Annotated in this window: 13 protein-coding genes; 11 read left to right on the plus strand and 2 right to left on the minus strand. The window is 51.3% G+C overall.

The features are described 5' to 3' along the window. The 4 genes from H6G89_RS32785 (at nt 1) to H6G89_RS32800 (ending at nt 6,618) form a co-directional block, all read left to right on the plus strand. Entirely contained in the window at nt 1-1,473 is a 1,473-nt protein-coding gene (locus H6G89_RS32785; RefSeq protein ID WP_190514214.1) for a VMAP-C domain-containing protein, read from the plus strand. A gap of 18 nt (nt 1,474-1,491) precedes the next feature. Further along, nucleotides 1,492-2,619, plus strand: a complete 1,128-nt coding sequence (locus H6G89_RS32790) for an AAA family ATPase (protein WP_190514215.1) — start codon at nt 1,492-1,494, stop codon at nt 2,617-2,619. After that, nucleotides 2,619-5,588 (plus strand): formylglycine-generating enzyme family protein, encoded by a 2,970-nt coding sequence (locus tag H6G89_RS35420; protein WP_242060231.1) that lies wholly within the window; start codon nt 2,619-2,621, stop codon nt 5,586-5,588. The genes H6G89_RS32790 and H6G89_RS35420 overlap by 1 nt, the downstream gene beginning before the upstream one ends. A 190-nt stretch (nt 5,589-5,778) precedes the next feature. Further along, complete coding sequence (locus tag H6G89_RS32800) at nt 5,779-6,618, plus strand: formylglycine-generating enzyme family protein (protein WP_190514216.1); 840 nt, start codon at nt 5,779-5,781, stop codon at nt 6,616-6,618. A gap of 68 nt (nt 6,619-6,686) precedes the next feature. Here H6G89_RS32800 and H6G89_RS32805 read toward each other — a convergent pair whose 3' ends face one another. Then, a complete protein-coding gene (locus H6G89_RS32805) occupies nt 6,687-7,100 on the minus strand; it encodes a type II toxin-antitoxin system VapC family toxin (protein WP_190514217.1) in 414 nt (137 codons plus the stop codon). After that, a complete protein-coding gene (locus tag H6G89_RS32810; protein WP_190514226.1) occupies nt 7,085-7,336 on the minus strand; it encodes a hypothetical protein in 252 nt (83 codons plus the stop codon). Before H6G89_RS32810 ends, H6G89_RS32805 begins: the two co-directional genes overlap by 16 nt. Nucleotides 7,337-7,692: 356 nt before the next feature. Between H6G89_RS32810 and H6G89_RS32815 the strand changes: the two genes are divergently transcribed. The 7 genes from H6G89_RS32815 to H6G89_RS32845 all read left to right on the plus strand — a co-directional run. After that, a complete protein-coding gene (locus H6G89_RS32815) occupies nt 7,693-8,031 on the plus strand; it encodes a hypothetical protein (protein ID WP_190514218.1) in 339 nt (112 codons plus the stop codon). 56 nt (nt 8,032-8,087) lie between these two features. Beyond that, entirely contained in the window at nt 8,088-8,687 is a 600-nt protein-coding gene (locus tag H6G89_RS32820) for a hypothetical protein (protein WP_190514219.1), read from the plus strand. After that, nucleotides 8,671-8,925 carry a hypothetical protein gene (locus H6G89_RS32825; RefSeq protein ID WP_190514220.1) on the plus strand — a complete coding sequence of 85 codons (255 nt, stop codon included), beginning with the start codon at nt 8,671-8,673 and terminating at the stop codon, nt 8,923-8,925. Before H6G89_RS32820 ends, H6G89_RS32825 begins: the two co-directional genes overlap by 17 nt. Then, the gene (locus tag H6G89_RS32830) at nt 8,903-10,060 is read left to right on the plus strand and encodes a hypothetical protein (RefSeq protein WP_190514221.1); all 1,158 of its coding nucleotides are present in this window, start codon (nt 8,903-8,905) and stop codon (nt 10,058-10,060) included. Before H6G89_RS32825 ends, H6G89_RS32830 begins: the two co-directional genes overlap by 23 nt. 3 nt (nt 10,061-10,063) lie before the next feature. Continuing rightward, nucleotides 10,064-10,384, plus strand: a complete 321-nt coding sequence (locus H6G89_RS32835) for a hypothetical protein (protein ID WP_190514222.1) — start codon at nt 10,064-10,066, stop codon at nt 10,382-10,384. Between the two features lie 596 nt (nt 10,385-10,980). Then, entirely contained in the window at nt 10,981-12,681 is a 1,701-nt protein-coding gene (locus tag H6G89_RS32840; protein WP_190514223.1) for an AAA-like domain-containing protein, read from the plus strand. A gap of 4 nt (nt 12,682-12,685) precedes the next feature. Further along, nucleotides 12,686-15,193, plus strand: a 2,508-nt coding sequence (locus H6G89_RS32845; RefSeq protein ID WP_190514224.1) for an AAA-like domain-containing protein, incomplete at its 3' end; no start/stop codon positions are given.

Raw genomic sequence — 15,193 nt, forward strand, 5'->3', positions numbered from 1 at the left:
GTGGCGATCGATTGGGACGACAATACAAAACGCAAAGCATTTCGGGAAGCCTTACAGGGCGTCTATCCGAGTGGTGCGGAATTAGAGAGATTTGTTGATGAAGAATTGAATGTAAACCTCGCGACGATAGCTGAAGGAGCCAACTTGCAAGCTACTGCCTATGGGCTGATGCAGTGGGCACGGTCGAAAGGAAGGCTGGATGAGGTTTATCAAGCATTCAAGAGTCTGAATTCTGAGCATCCACTTATCAAGACATTAGAGAAGGAATCCTTCGTCTCACCAAAATCTAATCTGACGCAAGACGATTGGGATGTACTGTTTAGGCAATTTTTCCCCAATGATCTAGCAGATCTACAAAGAGCTTTCCAGCAAGGTTTCAAGAAAACGTTCGGCATTGCTTTTCGGCAAATGCAGAGGCAACCTGCTCCTCTGGTCGAACTTAGTCAAATTCGTGAACTACTGGAACTCAATGATGCTGACGATAAAGGTCCGGTGCTAGCAGTCTGCTTTGTGGAGTATGCGATCGCAGAACTACGACGCTCCAGTGAAGGTAACGACCGGGATCTAACGCCTCTGGAACAATGGCGCGATCGCATCTCAAGGCAATATCAGATCCCGCCAAAACCTGCTGAGCCTATTCCAAAAACCGCTTGTCATGCTTACTTACTGGTTGCCCTTGAAGAGATTGGTTCTGATGTAAATGTCTATCCCGAATTGCACATCACGGGCGTAGAAAAACCTGTCGGGTTTGGCGCACAACCAACGACGTGCCCAGTGGATAAGGTCGCTGATCAAATCTCTGAGTGGATTCGTCAAGCCGAAGATGCTCTAGACCCGGATGCCTGCGACGATGAAGAGGTGACTCTGGAGGTGTTCCTGCCTTGTCAACACTTAGAAGAAGATATTGCCACGACCTGGAAAATTAAGGATAAGCGAGGAGATGAGATTGCTTTGGGCAAGCATCGCCGATTTTTAGTGCGCTCATCAGACCGCATTCGCGATCGCCAAGTTCAAATTGCTCTTAAGCGTCGATGGTTAGAACTTGAAGCGTGTGTCAACGCGAACAATGCCTGCGATAAGTTTCACCTGCAAGAAAACTGCCCCCAGGAAAAAGGAGATCTCCGGGCTTTAATCAAGGATAAGGGGGCATTGGGTCTCAAGTTTGTGGCTCAATTACCGACCGATCCTGGCAAACGCCTCAACCTGCTCTATGAAATTATTGATGCGGCGATTCCGATTGCTTTATGGTCATCTGATATGACTGAAACAGATGCGATCGCCCTTAAAACTGAATTTGATCATTTGCTGACACAATCGCGCTTAAATAACTTTGCCGACCTCGCTAGACAATGGCGAATGCGACGCAATGAGTCTACATCGGCTAAACACATTAGACTTTTATGTGATCGCCCCGATCGCTTGCCCAAGCTTCCTGACCCAAATCAAGAAGAAGATCTGCTTGTTGCCTCCTAGTCCCTTCCCTTACTGCCCATGTCTTGGAAATACTTCAACGGAAACTGCAATCAAGACCAACCTCAAGGGTTGACTAAGCTACCTGAACGTCCCCCTTGGCGACAATTTTTGTCTAGAGCTGAGGTGAATCCGGCTGAGGATGAGCAGTACTGGAAAAAACTCCGAGATCTCGCCAGAAAAGATGACCGATCGATTCAGCGGGGTAAGAGCTTTCGAGTGCTGACCGATAAAAATGGGCAGTCAGAAATTGTGGATGCGGTGAATGCCGCCATTCATTTGCGGCGACCCCTGTTGGTCACAGGAGATCCAGGGGCAGGCAAAACCTCTCTGGCGTATGCGATCGCCCATGAGTTGCAGCTAGGGCCGGTGCTGACGTGGCCAATCACGGCACGGGCAAACCTGGTGGATGCTCAGTATCGTTATGACGCGATCGCCCGTTTGCAAGATGCTCAACTCGATAAAACCAAAACAGGGGATAGTACTGATCCAAAAACACTCGAAAAAAAGCCAGAGCCGAAGGAAGAAGGCGATCTGGGAGACTACATTCAGCTTGGGCCAGTAGGGACTGCTTTTTTGCCTTCCTTGTTGCCACGAATATTGCTGATCGACGAGATTGACAAAAGCGATTTGAACTTGCCTAACGATCTACTAAACCTCTTTGAAGAAGGGGAGTTTGAAATCCTGGAGCTAGTGCGCCGTAAACGCCGCCAAGTCAATACGGTTGACCCCGATGCCACTGTTACAGTGAGAACTGCCGATAAAGACATGGAAGCCCCTATCATCAATGGGCGAGTGAAGTGCTGTGAGTTTCCCATTATCATCATGACCAGCAACGGGGAACGAGATTTTCCTCCAGCCTTTTACCGTCGCTGTTTGCGGGTAAAGATGCCTAACCCTACGCCAGAGTCTCTATTACCCGTGGTGCGATCGCATTTCAACACCGTCGATCAAAGCGGTTGGACGAAGACTCAAGAGAATCTGACAAGCCTAATTGATGAGTTTTTAGACAAGGGCAACAAGGCAGACCGGGCAACTGACCAGCTCTTGAACGCGATTTACCTGATGACTCGCGATGAAAGCCCCAGTGAGGCGGAAATGAAACGGCTGCAAAATTTGCTATTCAAGCGGTTGAGTGAGGCTGACTGATGGCTGGGTCAGAGGGAGCCGGGGCATCGCCAAATCGCGTCAGCACATTAATCAAGTTGCTGGGGGAAGAACGCGAATTCACTAGCGTCGAAATTGCCGAGACGCTCTGGTTGGCGATGCAGATTGAGCCAGTGGCTGAAGTTGTCTCTGCTCAATCGTTGTCTGGCACCGTAGAGGCTAGTGCGACGATATCCGCCTCATTAGACGTTATTTCCCAACCAGATTTACCTCCGCCGCTGCCTCCTACACCCACTCCCAGGGCAAATATTGCCGCCCCTACTCCCCAGGCAGGCGTGTTGCCGCCTCAGGTGTTGCCGGTGTGGTTGGCAGATCCGGCCATGTTGACGGATTCTTTAGCGGTGATTCGAGCTTTGAAGCCCTTACTGCAAAAAGCGGAAGTAGGTACCGGCAAACGATTGGATGAAGCTGCCACGGTAGACAACATTGCTCGCACTCGCCTATGGTTACCCATTCTGGAACCGAAACAAGAGCCGTGGTTTGATATCATTCTGGTGGTCGATCGCGGATCATCAATGCACATCTGGCAGCGCCTGGTAAAGGATGTGGTGCGGATTTTACGGCGCTATGGAGCCTTTCGAGATGTGCAGGTGTTTGACCTGGTTGTGCAGACCGATCAGTCTACTGGCGACCCAGTGCGACTTCTTGCCAAACCAGAACATCCTGGTCATCGCCCCAGTGAATTGATTGATCAACGCGGACGACGCATTGCCATTTTGTTGAGTGATTGCGCTGGAGCGTACTGGTGGGATGGGACGATGCTGCCGATGTTGCAAGAGTGGGGCAAAATCATGCCCACGGTGGTGTGGCAGATGCTGCCTGCCTGGATGTGGAAGCGAACTGCTTTAGGACGGGGCACTGCTGTTGCCATTAGTAATGACATTCCTGGTGTGGCAAACCAGCGGTTAAAGACACGAGTGCAAGAGCGCGACGAACCGGAGGATGCTCATCAGCGCATCCCGGTGCCAGTCGTCACTAGCGAGGTACGCGATCTGACTCGTTGGAGTTTGATGGTATCGGGCGATCGCCGCCAAGTGACTCCAGGCTTTTTGCTACCCCAACAGGGTGGCTCGGTGCCCCGATCAAAGAGCATGGAAGAGATTGCCCAGGATCGCGTTCAGAAGAATCTTTCTGAAGACGCAGGCAGCGACACTGACCCGGATGCGGCTTTTAATGAAGCTCTGGAAACCATCGCCCGCGAACGGGTCGATCGCTTTCATGACCTGGCATCTCCCCAGGCGCAACGGTTAATTATGTTACTAGCTGCGGCTCCGGTGATTACGCTACCTGTCGTGCGGTTGATTCGCGATGCCATGCTCTACGAGGCGCAATCTCCGTTGCCAGTGGCGGAGGTGTTTTTGAGCGGATTGTTGCTTCGTCTGCCAGGGCAGGAAGACCGTGAGCTAGAGCGAGTGTTAGAGGAAGAGCGAGAACGGGTACAGGCAAGCTTAGAACCGCAAGATGGGCTATCGCAAGACGAGAGTGAACGAGAGCCAATGCCGCTCGATCGGCAAGATCTTGTTCAGTATGACTTTGCCCCCAAGGTGCGGCAGGTTTTGTTGGAGGTGTTGCCAGCCGTAGACACCATTGATGTTATTAATAGCGTTTCGGCAGCCGTCGAACGCCGCTGGAATCGAGTCTCTGACCAGGACTTCCGAGCCTTCCTGATGAATCCCAACGCGGAAGTGCCGGAAGGTTTAGAGGGGCTGCGATCGTTTGCCAGCGTAACGGCAGAGATTTTGGGACAACTGGGCGGTGAGTATGCCAGCTTTGCCCAGCAGCTTCGCCAGGGGGCAGGCGAGGGGGTACCACCAGACAAGCCAGATGTCTCTGGTTCTACATTTCAGGAACTTGAGATCAACTTTCTTAACGACAGACACCTTGAGTTGGATGAAGAGCAATTTCTGGAAGATTTCCCAGATCTAGAGCCATTCGAGTTTGTCGATGCTCAACTAGAGGATGGCTCCATATCACCTTTCCCCCCACCCCTCCAAACCGAAGAATTTACCGTTATCACGGTTCAAACCCAGTCCGATTTGGAACCCTTTGAGTTCACCAGTGCTCGTCTGGTCAGCCAACAAACCGAAGAGCAAACCGAGTGGATCATTCAACGCCAACAAGGACGCGCCTATCGCCTTGTTGAACCCCTCCCTGATGAAATCCTTTTAGAGATGGTGTCGATTCCCGCTGGCACCTTCACAATGGGTTCCCCAGACGATGAACCAGAGCGCTACGACGACGAATCTCCGCAGCATGATGTCACTGTTCCCTCATTTTTGATGGGGCGTTACTCGGTCACCCAAGCCCAATGGCGAGCCGTCGCTCAATTGCCCCAGGTTCATTTAGAGCTAGACCCCGACCCATCTAACTTTAAGGGCGATGACCGCCCCGTTGAGCAAGTTTCCTGGCGGGATGCGGTCGAGTTTTGTGAACGGCTCTCTGTGTATACAAAACGTGCCTATCGCCTCCCTACCGAAGCGGAATGGGAATATGCCTGTCGGGCATCTCCAGTGTTTTTGGCTGGTCCATCACGGGCAGGTGATGCAGTAGGTGAAGGCGTGAATACGCCCTTCCACTTTGGTGACATGATCACAACCGAGGTCGCCAACTACAATGGCAGTTCCTATGCAGAGGGTCCAACCGGGGAAAGCCGGGGGGAAACGACTCCTGTAGATTACTTTGGCATTGCCAATGCCTTTGGCTTGTCTGACATGCACGGCAATGTCTGGGAATGGTGTCAAGATCACTGGCATGACAATTACGAGGGCGCACCCACGGATGGCAGGGCTTGGTTGAGTGAGAATGATAACGATTCTCGCATCCTACGCTGCGGCTCCTGGGGTAACATTCCGAGGTATTGCCGTTCCGCTTATCGCTACAGCCTCAACCCCGACAGCCGCCTCAACTATATTGGTTTTCGGGTTTGTTGTTCCAGTCCCAGGACTCTTTAGTAGCCCTCTGCTCTTTAGACTGAGCTTGTCGAAGCCTTTGCCCTCTTGCTCTTTTGTCTTTTGCCTTTTCCCTTCTTTGGCGCGAAGCGCCTCAAAAATTTTCACTAAATCACTGATACTGAATTCAGAATTCAGAATTCAGAATTTTGACACCCGACACCTGACTTCTGACACCCGACACCCGACTTCTATGTCTCTCACCCTCACCAAACGTCAAGCTCGGAATCAATATTATGACGAACCTTTTGCCAAAGGTGTCCTTCCCCTACGGATGATGCTGATCCCTGCTGGCACCTTTCTGATGGGTTCCCCTGAAACTGAACTCGATCGCGGTGATACTGAAGACCCGCAGCATGAAGTTACCCTGTCTCAATTTTTTATGTCTAAGTATCCTGTCACTCAAGACCAATGGCGACAAGTTGCAAGATCATTACCACCAGTTGCACGGAAATTAGATCCAGAACCCTCAGGGTTTAAGGGAGATAAACGTCCAGTTGAGCAGGTGTCTTGGTACGATGCCGTTGAGTTTTGTGAAAGGCTTTCTATCTATACAGGACGTGTCTATCGTCTTCCCACTGAAGCGGAATGGGAGTATGCTTGTCGGGCTAAAACGAACACACCCTTTCACTTTGGAGAAACGATCACAACTGACCTGGCGAACTATCGGGGTACTGATGATGAGGAATTGAAGTGGTCAGGTTCTTACAGACAAGGACCGAAAGGTGAATATCGGCAAGAAACCACGCCTGTAGATCAGTTTGAAGGCGCTAATGCCTTTGGTCTATGTGATATGCATGGCAATATATGGGAATGGTGTCAAGACCACTGGAATGATAACTATTGGATGGCACCAACCGATGGTAGTCCTTGGTTAACCAATAACAAACAGGCACTTCGTGTTCTTCGGGGTGGTGCGTGGAACTACAACCCTTGGTTTTGCCGTTCTGCCTCTCGTGACGACTATGACCCTGGCTATCGTGGTAGTGATGTTGGTTTTCGGGTTTGTTGTTCTGCCTCCAAGGCTCTTTAGTAGCCCTCTGCTATTTTGTCCTCTTGCTCTTTTCTCTTTTTTGCGCGAAGCCTTTACCATAGGTATTCTTATGGTTTGAGAATGAAGCTATCACAGTGATGGGGTCTAAAAAGCCTGAAATCTCTCTGGTCGATCGTCAAAATCGTTGTGATGTTCAGCCGTTCTGCGATCGCCATGACACAGGCATCCACAAAATCAATTTTGCTGTCAATATACTGCTCTAAAATATTGGCAATACGAGCAAGATCAGAATCTGTGGCAGCAATCAGTTCAAAGCGGCTGCTAGATAAGCCTCTCAAAAACTGGATGACGGTGGCGATCGCTGCATCTCGCCCAATCAAATAAGCGACCTCAACCAGCACCATTTGAGGCAGTAGAATCTGTGGATATTGCAAGTAGATTGGGGCAACATCGGCGTGGCGTTGATCAGCGCGATTGACTAAAGCCACAACAAAACCTGTATCGGCTATGACTCTTTCCATGAGAACCCAGAGGTTGAACTCAATTCTTGCTGCAAGATATCTTCAGATTGGGTCGCAAGATCGGGAGAACCAGAGAATAGCCCAATTAACGGGTCTTCTATTGGGCTGGATGGACGAGTATCTACTGAAGTGGATTGCATTTCTTGGGCAACAAGTTGCATCAGTTGACTCACCAGCCGAATCTGTTCATGCAGGCTAAGTTGCTGTGCAGCGGTGAGTAGCTCTTGGATTGTCATATCGTTTCCCTCAGCGATCGTCGATTCACCAGGTCTTTGTCTTCATTGTGCCTCAGATTATTCTCAGAGGATAAAGCGAGCCAGCTATGGGGGTAGCCAGGACTAATAGAACGCTGCTCTGTCATTCTAGGTTTGTCGCCTCGATTTTTTTGACCTTTCTCATGAATGACCCTGTATGGCAGTTTAAGGTTTAGCAAATCATTTAATGCTGAAAATGTTAATTTTTTTAACGCTTGAAATCTAGCGTACAAAAACCAAACCCATAGGGTCTGGGCGCAACTTCTTCAGTGTTTTCACCAGGTTGAACCCTGCCAGAACCGCCTTTATGGTGAAGAAAATTTCTGAGGTTCTTCCCTATGGCTTTCATCACTCCCACTCAGCTTTTCACGGGTTATCAGTTACTCGGTTCTGGTGAAGCAGCTCCAGCAGAGGGTGTTTTTGTTCCCTTAACTTCATTAACTAATCTCACAGCGGGTGAAGCTAATACCTCAACCGGAGATGCCCGAAAGGTGCTGTTTGAGCTTTGCCGGACTGCCTTTAATGCCTACGCTGCGATGGATGCCGCTGCTAGACCCTCCCGTATGACCATCACACGAGCCACCCCGACTGGAGTAGATGCCAGCAAGGTTAGACAAGGCTATACCATCACCTTTGATTTAGATGTCAGCAACGCTGATGTTGCCGCTGAAAGCTAACCCCTAAGTTTGGGCGATCGCACTTTTTGAAATGACAAACTTAGGAGAACACAGCAATGGGACTAAATCGGTATGACTCACGAGATGAAGTGTATGTAAACCCGTTTCAAGGGTCGGGCATCAATTACGGCTTTCTAACCAACGTCAACAGCGAGAGAAGAGGAGTTTTAGGGCATACAGCAGTTGATCGGTCTGCCCTGCCACCCGCGATCGTTTTTGGGGCGAATGCGCCTAAACCAGGTAGAGCCTCCCGAAAATTTGCCGATGGACATGCCGCCAGTTTCTACGATATTGCTCAAGTGGCGGCACTGAGAAGTGCAGGATGGAGCCTCACCCGTCCGTTCATTCGACGGGCGCGAACGTCTGATCTAGCCTCAACCCGCTTTGTCACTGTTGGCGGAATTAAGTATGCATGGCAGTTGAACAACACGACAGCCACTCGCATCGGGGGTGATCTGGCAGGGCTGGGAGTTCAGACTCCCACTCAGAACGATCGCGATCTGGTGTTTGGAGCATCCTACCCCAAACCTCCCAGAGCCGTGAGAATCACCGATACAGGGTCGAGCCAGGATAGTGTCTCAACCTTTGCCGACCCATCACGAGCGGATAGCCTACCTGCTGGATGGAGGATTCAGGGTCGTGAATTTGTCGCCTAGTCTGCTCATTCTGCCGGGTGATCCAGAGTTTGACCTGACGTTATCGTGCAGCCTTCCACCCGGTTGGGTGGAGGTTGCGAGGCACATGAGTCAGCAGATCGCCTTTGTTGCCTCTGCTGACTCTGGTTTGCTTCGACCTGCCACAAATGCAGAGCTGACTGAGTATCTCTATGGCGGTGAATATGGCGAGCGATTGAATGAGCTGGAGTTAGGTCATGACCTGGGTAAAGATCTATGACCAGAGACTAGAACAACAGTCGGGGCAAGCCATTCCCACCGTTGTTTTAGAGGGGTTGAGTTGCAGAAGATTAAACTTCTCATGCACCTCTGAAAATCCCCGTCCTACCTGGAGGAAAGCACTCGATTTAGTACAGTTCGTACAATTCCCCATCATCGATGCTCCTAATTTGGAGTTCTTTCGCAGGTCAATCCCACTCAATCAGCACAAAATCATTGACCTACCGAGCTTTGTTCCTGCTACGACTTACTCACTCCAGCTAAAAATTCCTCACTGGCTTGAAAACATCACTATCCAGCTTTGGGAGTTTCAGGGGGAGATTAACCCGATCGTTCTACCCTTGCGGTCGCCCGGTTTTATTCTGCCCTTTGCAGGTCAGTTGCCCGATTCAGGTTACATCCTTGAGCCAGATGGCTACTATATTTTGCTGACATCTAACACGGTGCGAACCTTGGGGAATGCTTCATCCGGAGCAAACATTGCTCAAGACTGGGCACAAACCCTGTTTAAGCATTTGTGGGTGTCTTACCCAAATGAAATCTGCCCAGTTTACTCCCTTGGTAGTAAAGCCAATCGGGGCACCTCTGCCGATGAGGATTGGCAGGGCGATCGGCAAATTGCTTTACCTGATTTAAGAGGTCGAACATTCATCGGAGCGGGTGTGGTAGACACTGTAACCCGCACACGCGGAACATTTATCGGTCAAGACTCGATGATTCTCACCATTAATCACCTGCCTTCTCATAATCACCCTGGCAGTGCGATCGCCAATGCGGGCACTCACTTTCATACAGCCTCGACCGATGCTCAAGGCTATCACAGTCATACAGGGGGAACGGGTGCCGCTGGCAGTCATGCCCACTCATTCGATGCTCATGGCAATGCAGCGATCGGCAACTTTAGACCGCTTAGAAGTAACAACGCAGGGACATACAACACCCTCAGCACCTCTACGGTAGGTGATCATGCTCACTCAATTGGAGCTGACGGTTTACACGGTCATAATGTCTCAATTCAATGGGCAGGGGATCACGCTCATGGTTTAACCATCACGAGTCAAGGTTTGGGGAATCCCTTGAGCCTAATTCAACGTTCAATCGTAGAACACTATCTCATCTCCAGTGGAGCCAGATGACTTATGAATAGTGAATTGACAAATCTTTTAATTGGCTTAGCAGGGTTAGGCTTAGGAGTCATTACAACTGGAGCCGCTGGGTTGACCTGGTATGTCAACGGCAAAACTAAAGCATATGCGGCTGAACGAGATTTTGCCCATATCAAGCGCAACTATGAGCAAGCTCAGCAAGCCTTGTGTAGTTTGCAAGAGGATAATGACAAATTACACGATACTTTGATTGAGATGAAGGCTTACATCCTTGGAATTTCCAATCGGTTAGAGGGAATTGCAGCTAGATTGGACAGTGCCACAGGTGGATGGAGTCGTCGAAATGAGGGGTAATCTCACTTATTATATAGACTTAATTTTAGGCAACCTAAAGACTAGAATTAGGAGAATGCTCTCTAGGTGGGGATCAGAGAGAGTTAGATGGGGGACTCATAAGCCCAAGGTCGCAGGTTCAAATCCCGCCTGAGCCATCTTTTTACTCAAAACTGAATCCTCACATCCTAGATTTAGCAAGGGATGTGGGGATTCTGACTTTTGTAAACCATCTTAGATGTAGAGATCGAAATAGATTGACCTCTCAGCCCATCTCGACTTCTTATAGCTGGGTAGTGTTTCAGACCTGTTGCTACTAACCCCTGGCTGTCGCCGTCCCCCTTACCAAGGGGGACTACAGGGGGTCTTACAGAGGTTATCAACAGGTTTGGAACACCACCTTATAGCTGAAGCATGAACTGCCGAATTTGCTTGAGAAACTGGTTGCGACGGGGAATTGTGAAACTCTGCATCGACATTGATTCAGGTCAACGTTGAATCATTTCAGGTTGAAGTTGAATTGATGCAGGTCTAGGGTTAATTCTGTTCACATTTGAATATTAATTCAGAAGAGGTAATATCTCTTTAGATAGCCCCCTGCACCTGAGACCTACGGTATGAGTGGTTCAGCCAAAAAGAAGAAACCGATTCTGAAACTTGCTGCTTTAGATGAACCAGAGGGACAGGTGCCCTTAGAGTCGCCGTTTTATGTAGAGCGTCCCCCTATAGAAGCCCGATGTTATGAGGCGATCGCCAAACCAGGGGCATTGATTCGGATCAAGGCACCCCGGCAGATGGGCAAATCTTCCCTGATGCTCCGGATCTTCAGTTACGGCAATGACCAGGATTACCAGTCGGCAGTGTTGAACTTTCAACTGGTGGATCGGGAATCCCTCAGCAGCCTGGATCAGTTTTTGCAGTGGTTCTGTACCAGCATTACGGGTGAGCTGAATCTAGACGATCGGCTGGCGGATTTCTGGAAGGGGACTGTCAGCCCCAAAAACAAATGCACCAATTACTTCCAACGATATCTGCTGCCGACGGTGAACTGCCCCATCGTGCTCTGCCTGGATGAAGTGGATCAGGTGTTTGAGTATCCGACGATCGCCACTGATTTTTTTGGCATGTTACGGGCATGGCATGAGGACGCCAAGATTAAGCCCATCTGGAAAAACCTGCGTCTGGTGATCGTCCATTCTAAGGAAGTCTACATCCCCCTAAACATTAACCAATCTCCGTTTAATGTGGGAGTGCCGATTGAACTGCCTCCGCTGACCCAGGCACAGGTGGGAGATTTGGTGCAGCGTCATGGGCTGACCTGGGGTGAGGCTGAACTGCCACAATTGATGGGCATGGTGGGTGGTCATCCCTATCTGGTACGGATGGCTCTCTATCAGGTGGCACGGGAGGAACTGTCACTGGCGCAACTGTTGCAGATTGCCCCAACGGAAGGGGGACTGTATGGCGAACATCTGCGGCGACATTTGCTGAATCTGGAAGGTGACACGGAGTTGTTAGCCGCCATGAAGCAGGTAATTGCAGTGGATCAGCCCATTTCCATTGGCACCAGTGAGGCGTTTAAGCTGACCAGTCTGGGGCTGGTGCGGTTTGAGGGCAGCTGTGTGGTGCCAATGTGCAACCTCTATCGCCAGTATTTTCGGGAACGTTTGCTGGATCTGGAGGATGAAGAGCGGGAGGCGATCGCCCCCATCCCTACTCCCTCACTCCCCAATCCCCAACTCCCCGCCGCTCCAGCCGAACCCACCCCCGAAATCTACCTCTCCTACGCCTGGGGCGGTGAAAGAGAAGACTTTGTCAACCAACTGGATGCAGCATTTCAGGGCAAGGGGGTGACGCTGATCCGGGATAAGCGCAACCTGGGATATAAGGGCTTGATCAAAGAGTTTATGGAGCGGATCGGGCGTGGCAAGTGTGTGATTGCGGTGATCAGTGACAAGTATCTGAAATCGCCCAACTGTATGTTTGAACTGGTGCAGATTGCAGAGAACGGTCAGTTTCACGATCGCATCTTTCCCGTTGTTTTAGCGGATGCCCAAATCTATGACCCGATAGAACGGATCGAGTACGTGCGCTACTGGGAAGACCGGATCAAGAAATTGGAAGAGGCTATGCATGGTGTTTCTCCTGCCAATTTGCAGGGATTTCGGGAAGAGATCGACCAGTACACGCAAATTCGCCATACGATTGCGGGATTAACAGGCATTCTGAAGAATATGAATACGCTGACCTCAGAGATGCATAGCCAGTCTGAGTTTGATGAGCTATTTCAAGCGATCGCCACGAAACTCGCGGAGTAAGGCAATGGTAGATACCCCCTCTCATGCTTCCCCCGGTTCTCCCCACGTTGATGCCTATCAGGTGGGGGGTAGTCTGCCCGCCGATGCTTCGACCTATGTGAAACGGCAGGCGGATGATGTTTTCTATCAGGCTCTCAAAGCTGGAGAGTTTTGCTATGTGCTGAATTCGCGGCAGATGGGGAAGTCCAGCCTGAAGGTGCAGACGATGCAGCGATTGCTGGAAGACGGGGTTGCCTGTGCGGCGATCGACCTGACCCGCATTGGCACTGCTGATATGGAGCCAGAGCAGTGGTACAGCAGTGTGATCGACAGTATCGTCAGCAGCCTGGAGCTTTACGACACTTTTGACTTGTATAGCTGGTGGGAGGAGCATCGGCTGCTGACCTTTGTGCGTCGCTTTGACAAGTTTATCGATGAGGTACTGCTGCCTGCTATTTCCCAGCCGATTGTCATTTTCATTGATGAAATTGACAGCGTTCTCAGTATGCCTTTCAAGCTGGATGATTTCTTTGCCCTGCTTCGGGACTGGTATAACCGTCGAGCAGAGAAGCCCACCTATCGACGGCTAACTCTGGCATTGCTGGGGGTCACAACTCCGGCAGATCTGATTTCAGACAAACAGCGAACTCCTTTCAATATCGGTCGTCCCATTGATTTGATGGGATTTCAACTGGAGGAAGCCCAGCCGTTAATGCAGGGATTGGCAGTCAAAGTGAGCCAACCGGAACCGTTGATGCGGGCGGTGCTGGAGTGGACGGGGGGACAACCCTTTCTGACGCAGAAGGTGTGTAAGCTGATCTTGAGTGTGGCAGATGCCCCGTCTGCGGGACAGGAATCTGCCTGGGTGGAAGACCTGGTACAGCGGCGGATCATTGACAACTGGGAAGCCCAGGACACCCCCGAACACCTGAAGACGATTCGCGATCGCCTCCTGCTCAGCGGGGAACAGCGGAGTGGGCTACTGCTGGGGATGTATCAGCAAATTGTGCAACAGGAAAAGATCCCTGCCAATGACAGCCCGGAGCAGGTGGAACTGCGGCTGACGGGACTGGTGGTAAAGCGAGATGGCTGCTTGCGGGTCTATAACCGCATCTATCAGCAGGTGTTTAACCGGGACTGGGTAGATGGCGAACTGGCGAAGTTGCGCCCAACCTATTATGGAGCCGCGATCGCTGCCTGGCTAAAATCCGGTGATACCTCCCACCTGCTACGGGGCGAGGCACTGAAGGAGGCGATCGCCTGGTCTGATGGCAAACAACTGAGCGATGTGGACTCGCGCTTTTTGCGCCGGAGCCAGGATGCCGAAATGGGCGAGGTGGCGCAACGGCTGGCAGCAGAAGCAGAAGCCAACCAAATTTTGACCGCTGCCCGACAACAGGCAGAAGCGGAACTGGAATCCGCCAATCAGCAATTACTGGCAACCGAACAGCGGATTAAACGCAATCGCCGGACGTTGACGATTACATCGGTGTTGGCGATCGGGGCGACTGCACTGGCGATCGGGGCATTTAGCCTGGCAGGAGATCGGTTTAGCACGGCTAGAGATGCCCTGGCACAGGCGAAACAAGCGCAAGCGGAAGCAACAACGGCTCAAGAGGAAGCAAATCGCAGCAGACAAGATGCAACAGATGCTCAGGCAGAGGTAAGACGCAGCAGGGCACTAGGACGGCAGGCGATCGCCCAGGCAAGGGCTATAGAAGAAGAGGCACAACAAGCCGTTGACCAGGCGACGGGGCAGTTAAGCCAGGCAAACCGAGCAAAAGCCCAGGCAGACCGAACCCGGGCAGAGGCTCTGCGGCAGGCTGAAGCTGCTCAGGATCAGGCTCAGAGAGCAGAAGCGGATGCCGGAGCAGCCCTGGCAACCCGAGCCCAGGCAGAAGCTGCCCTGACAGAAGCCCGGACTATCACCCAGATCGAACGGCAAAGCACCCAGGCTCTACGCCAATTTGAGAACGATCAGATCGGCGGGCTAATGGCGGCATTGAAGGCAGGAGAGCAACTGCAAACCCTGGTACAGCAAAAAGCACAAGAACCCAATGCCACTCTAATCAATGGCAAACTGGCACTGGCAAACTACCCCGCCACCAGCCCCCTCTATTCTCTAAACCAAATTTTGAGTGCCATTCAGTGGAAGCACGCCATTCCAACTCGTCAAAGCCTTGTCAGGAGTGTGAGCTGGAGTGAGGATGGGCAAACCCTCGCCACGGGCGGATATGATGGCAGTGTCAAGCTCTGGAGCCGCAGCGGCGACCTGATCAAAACCCTCGATGCCCAGCAAGGCAGTGTCTTTAGTGTGAGCTGGAGTGGGGATGGGCAAACCCTCGCCACGGGCGGAGATGATGGCAGTGTCAAGCTCTGGAGCCGCAGCGGCGACCTGATCAAAACCCTCGATGCCCAGCAAGGCAGTGTCAGGAGTGTGAGCTGGAGTGAGGATGGGCAAACCCTCGCCACGGGCGGATATGATGGCAGTGTCAAGCTCTGGAGCCGCAGCGGCGACCTGATCAAAACCCTC

Source organism: Oscillatoria sp. FACHB-1407, assembly GCF_014697545.1.
Taxonomy (GTDB): domain Bacteria; phylum Cyanobacteriota; class Cyanobacteriia; order Elainellales; family Elainellaceae; genus FACHB-1407.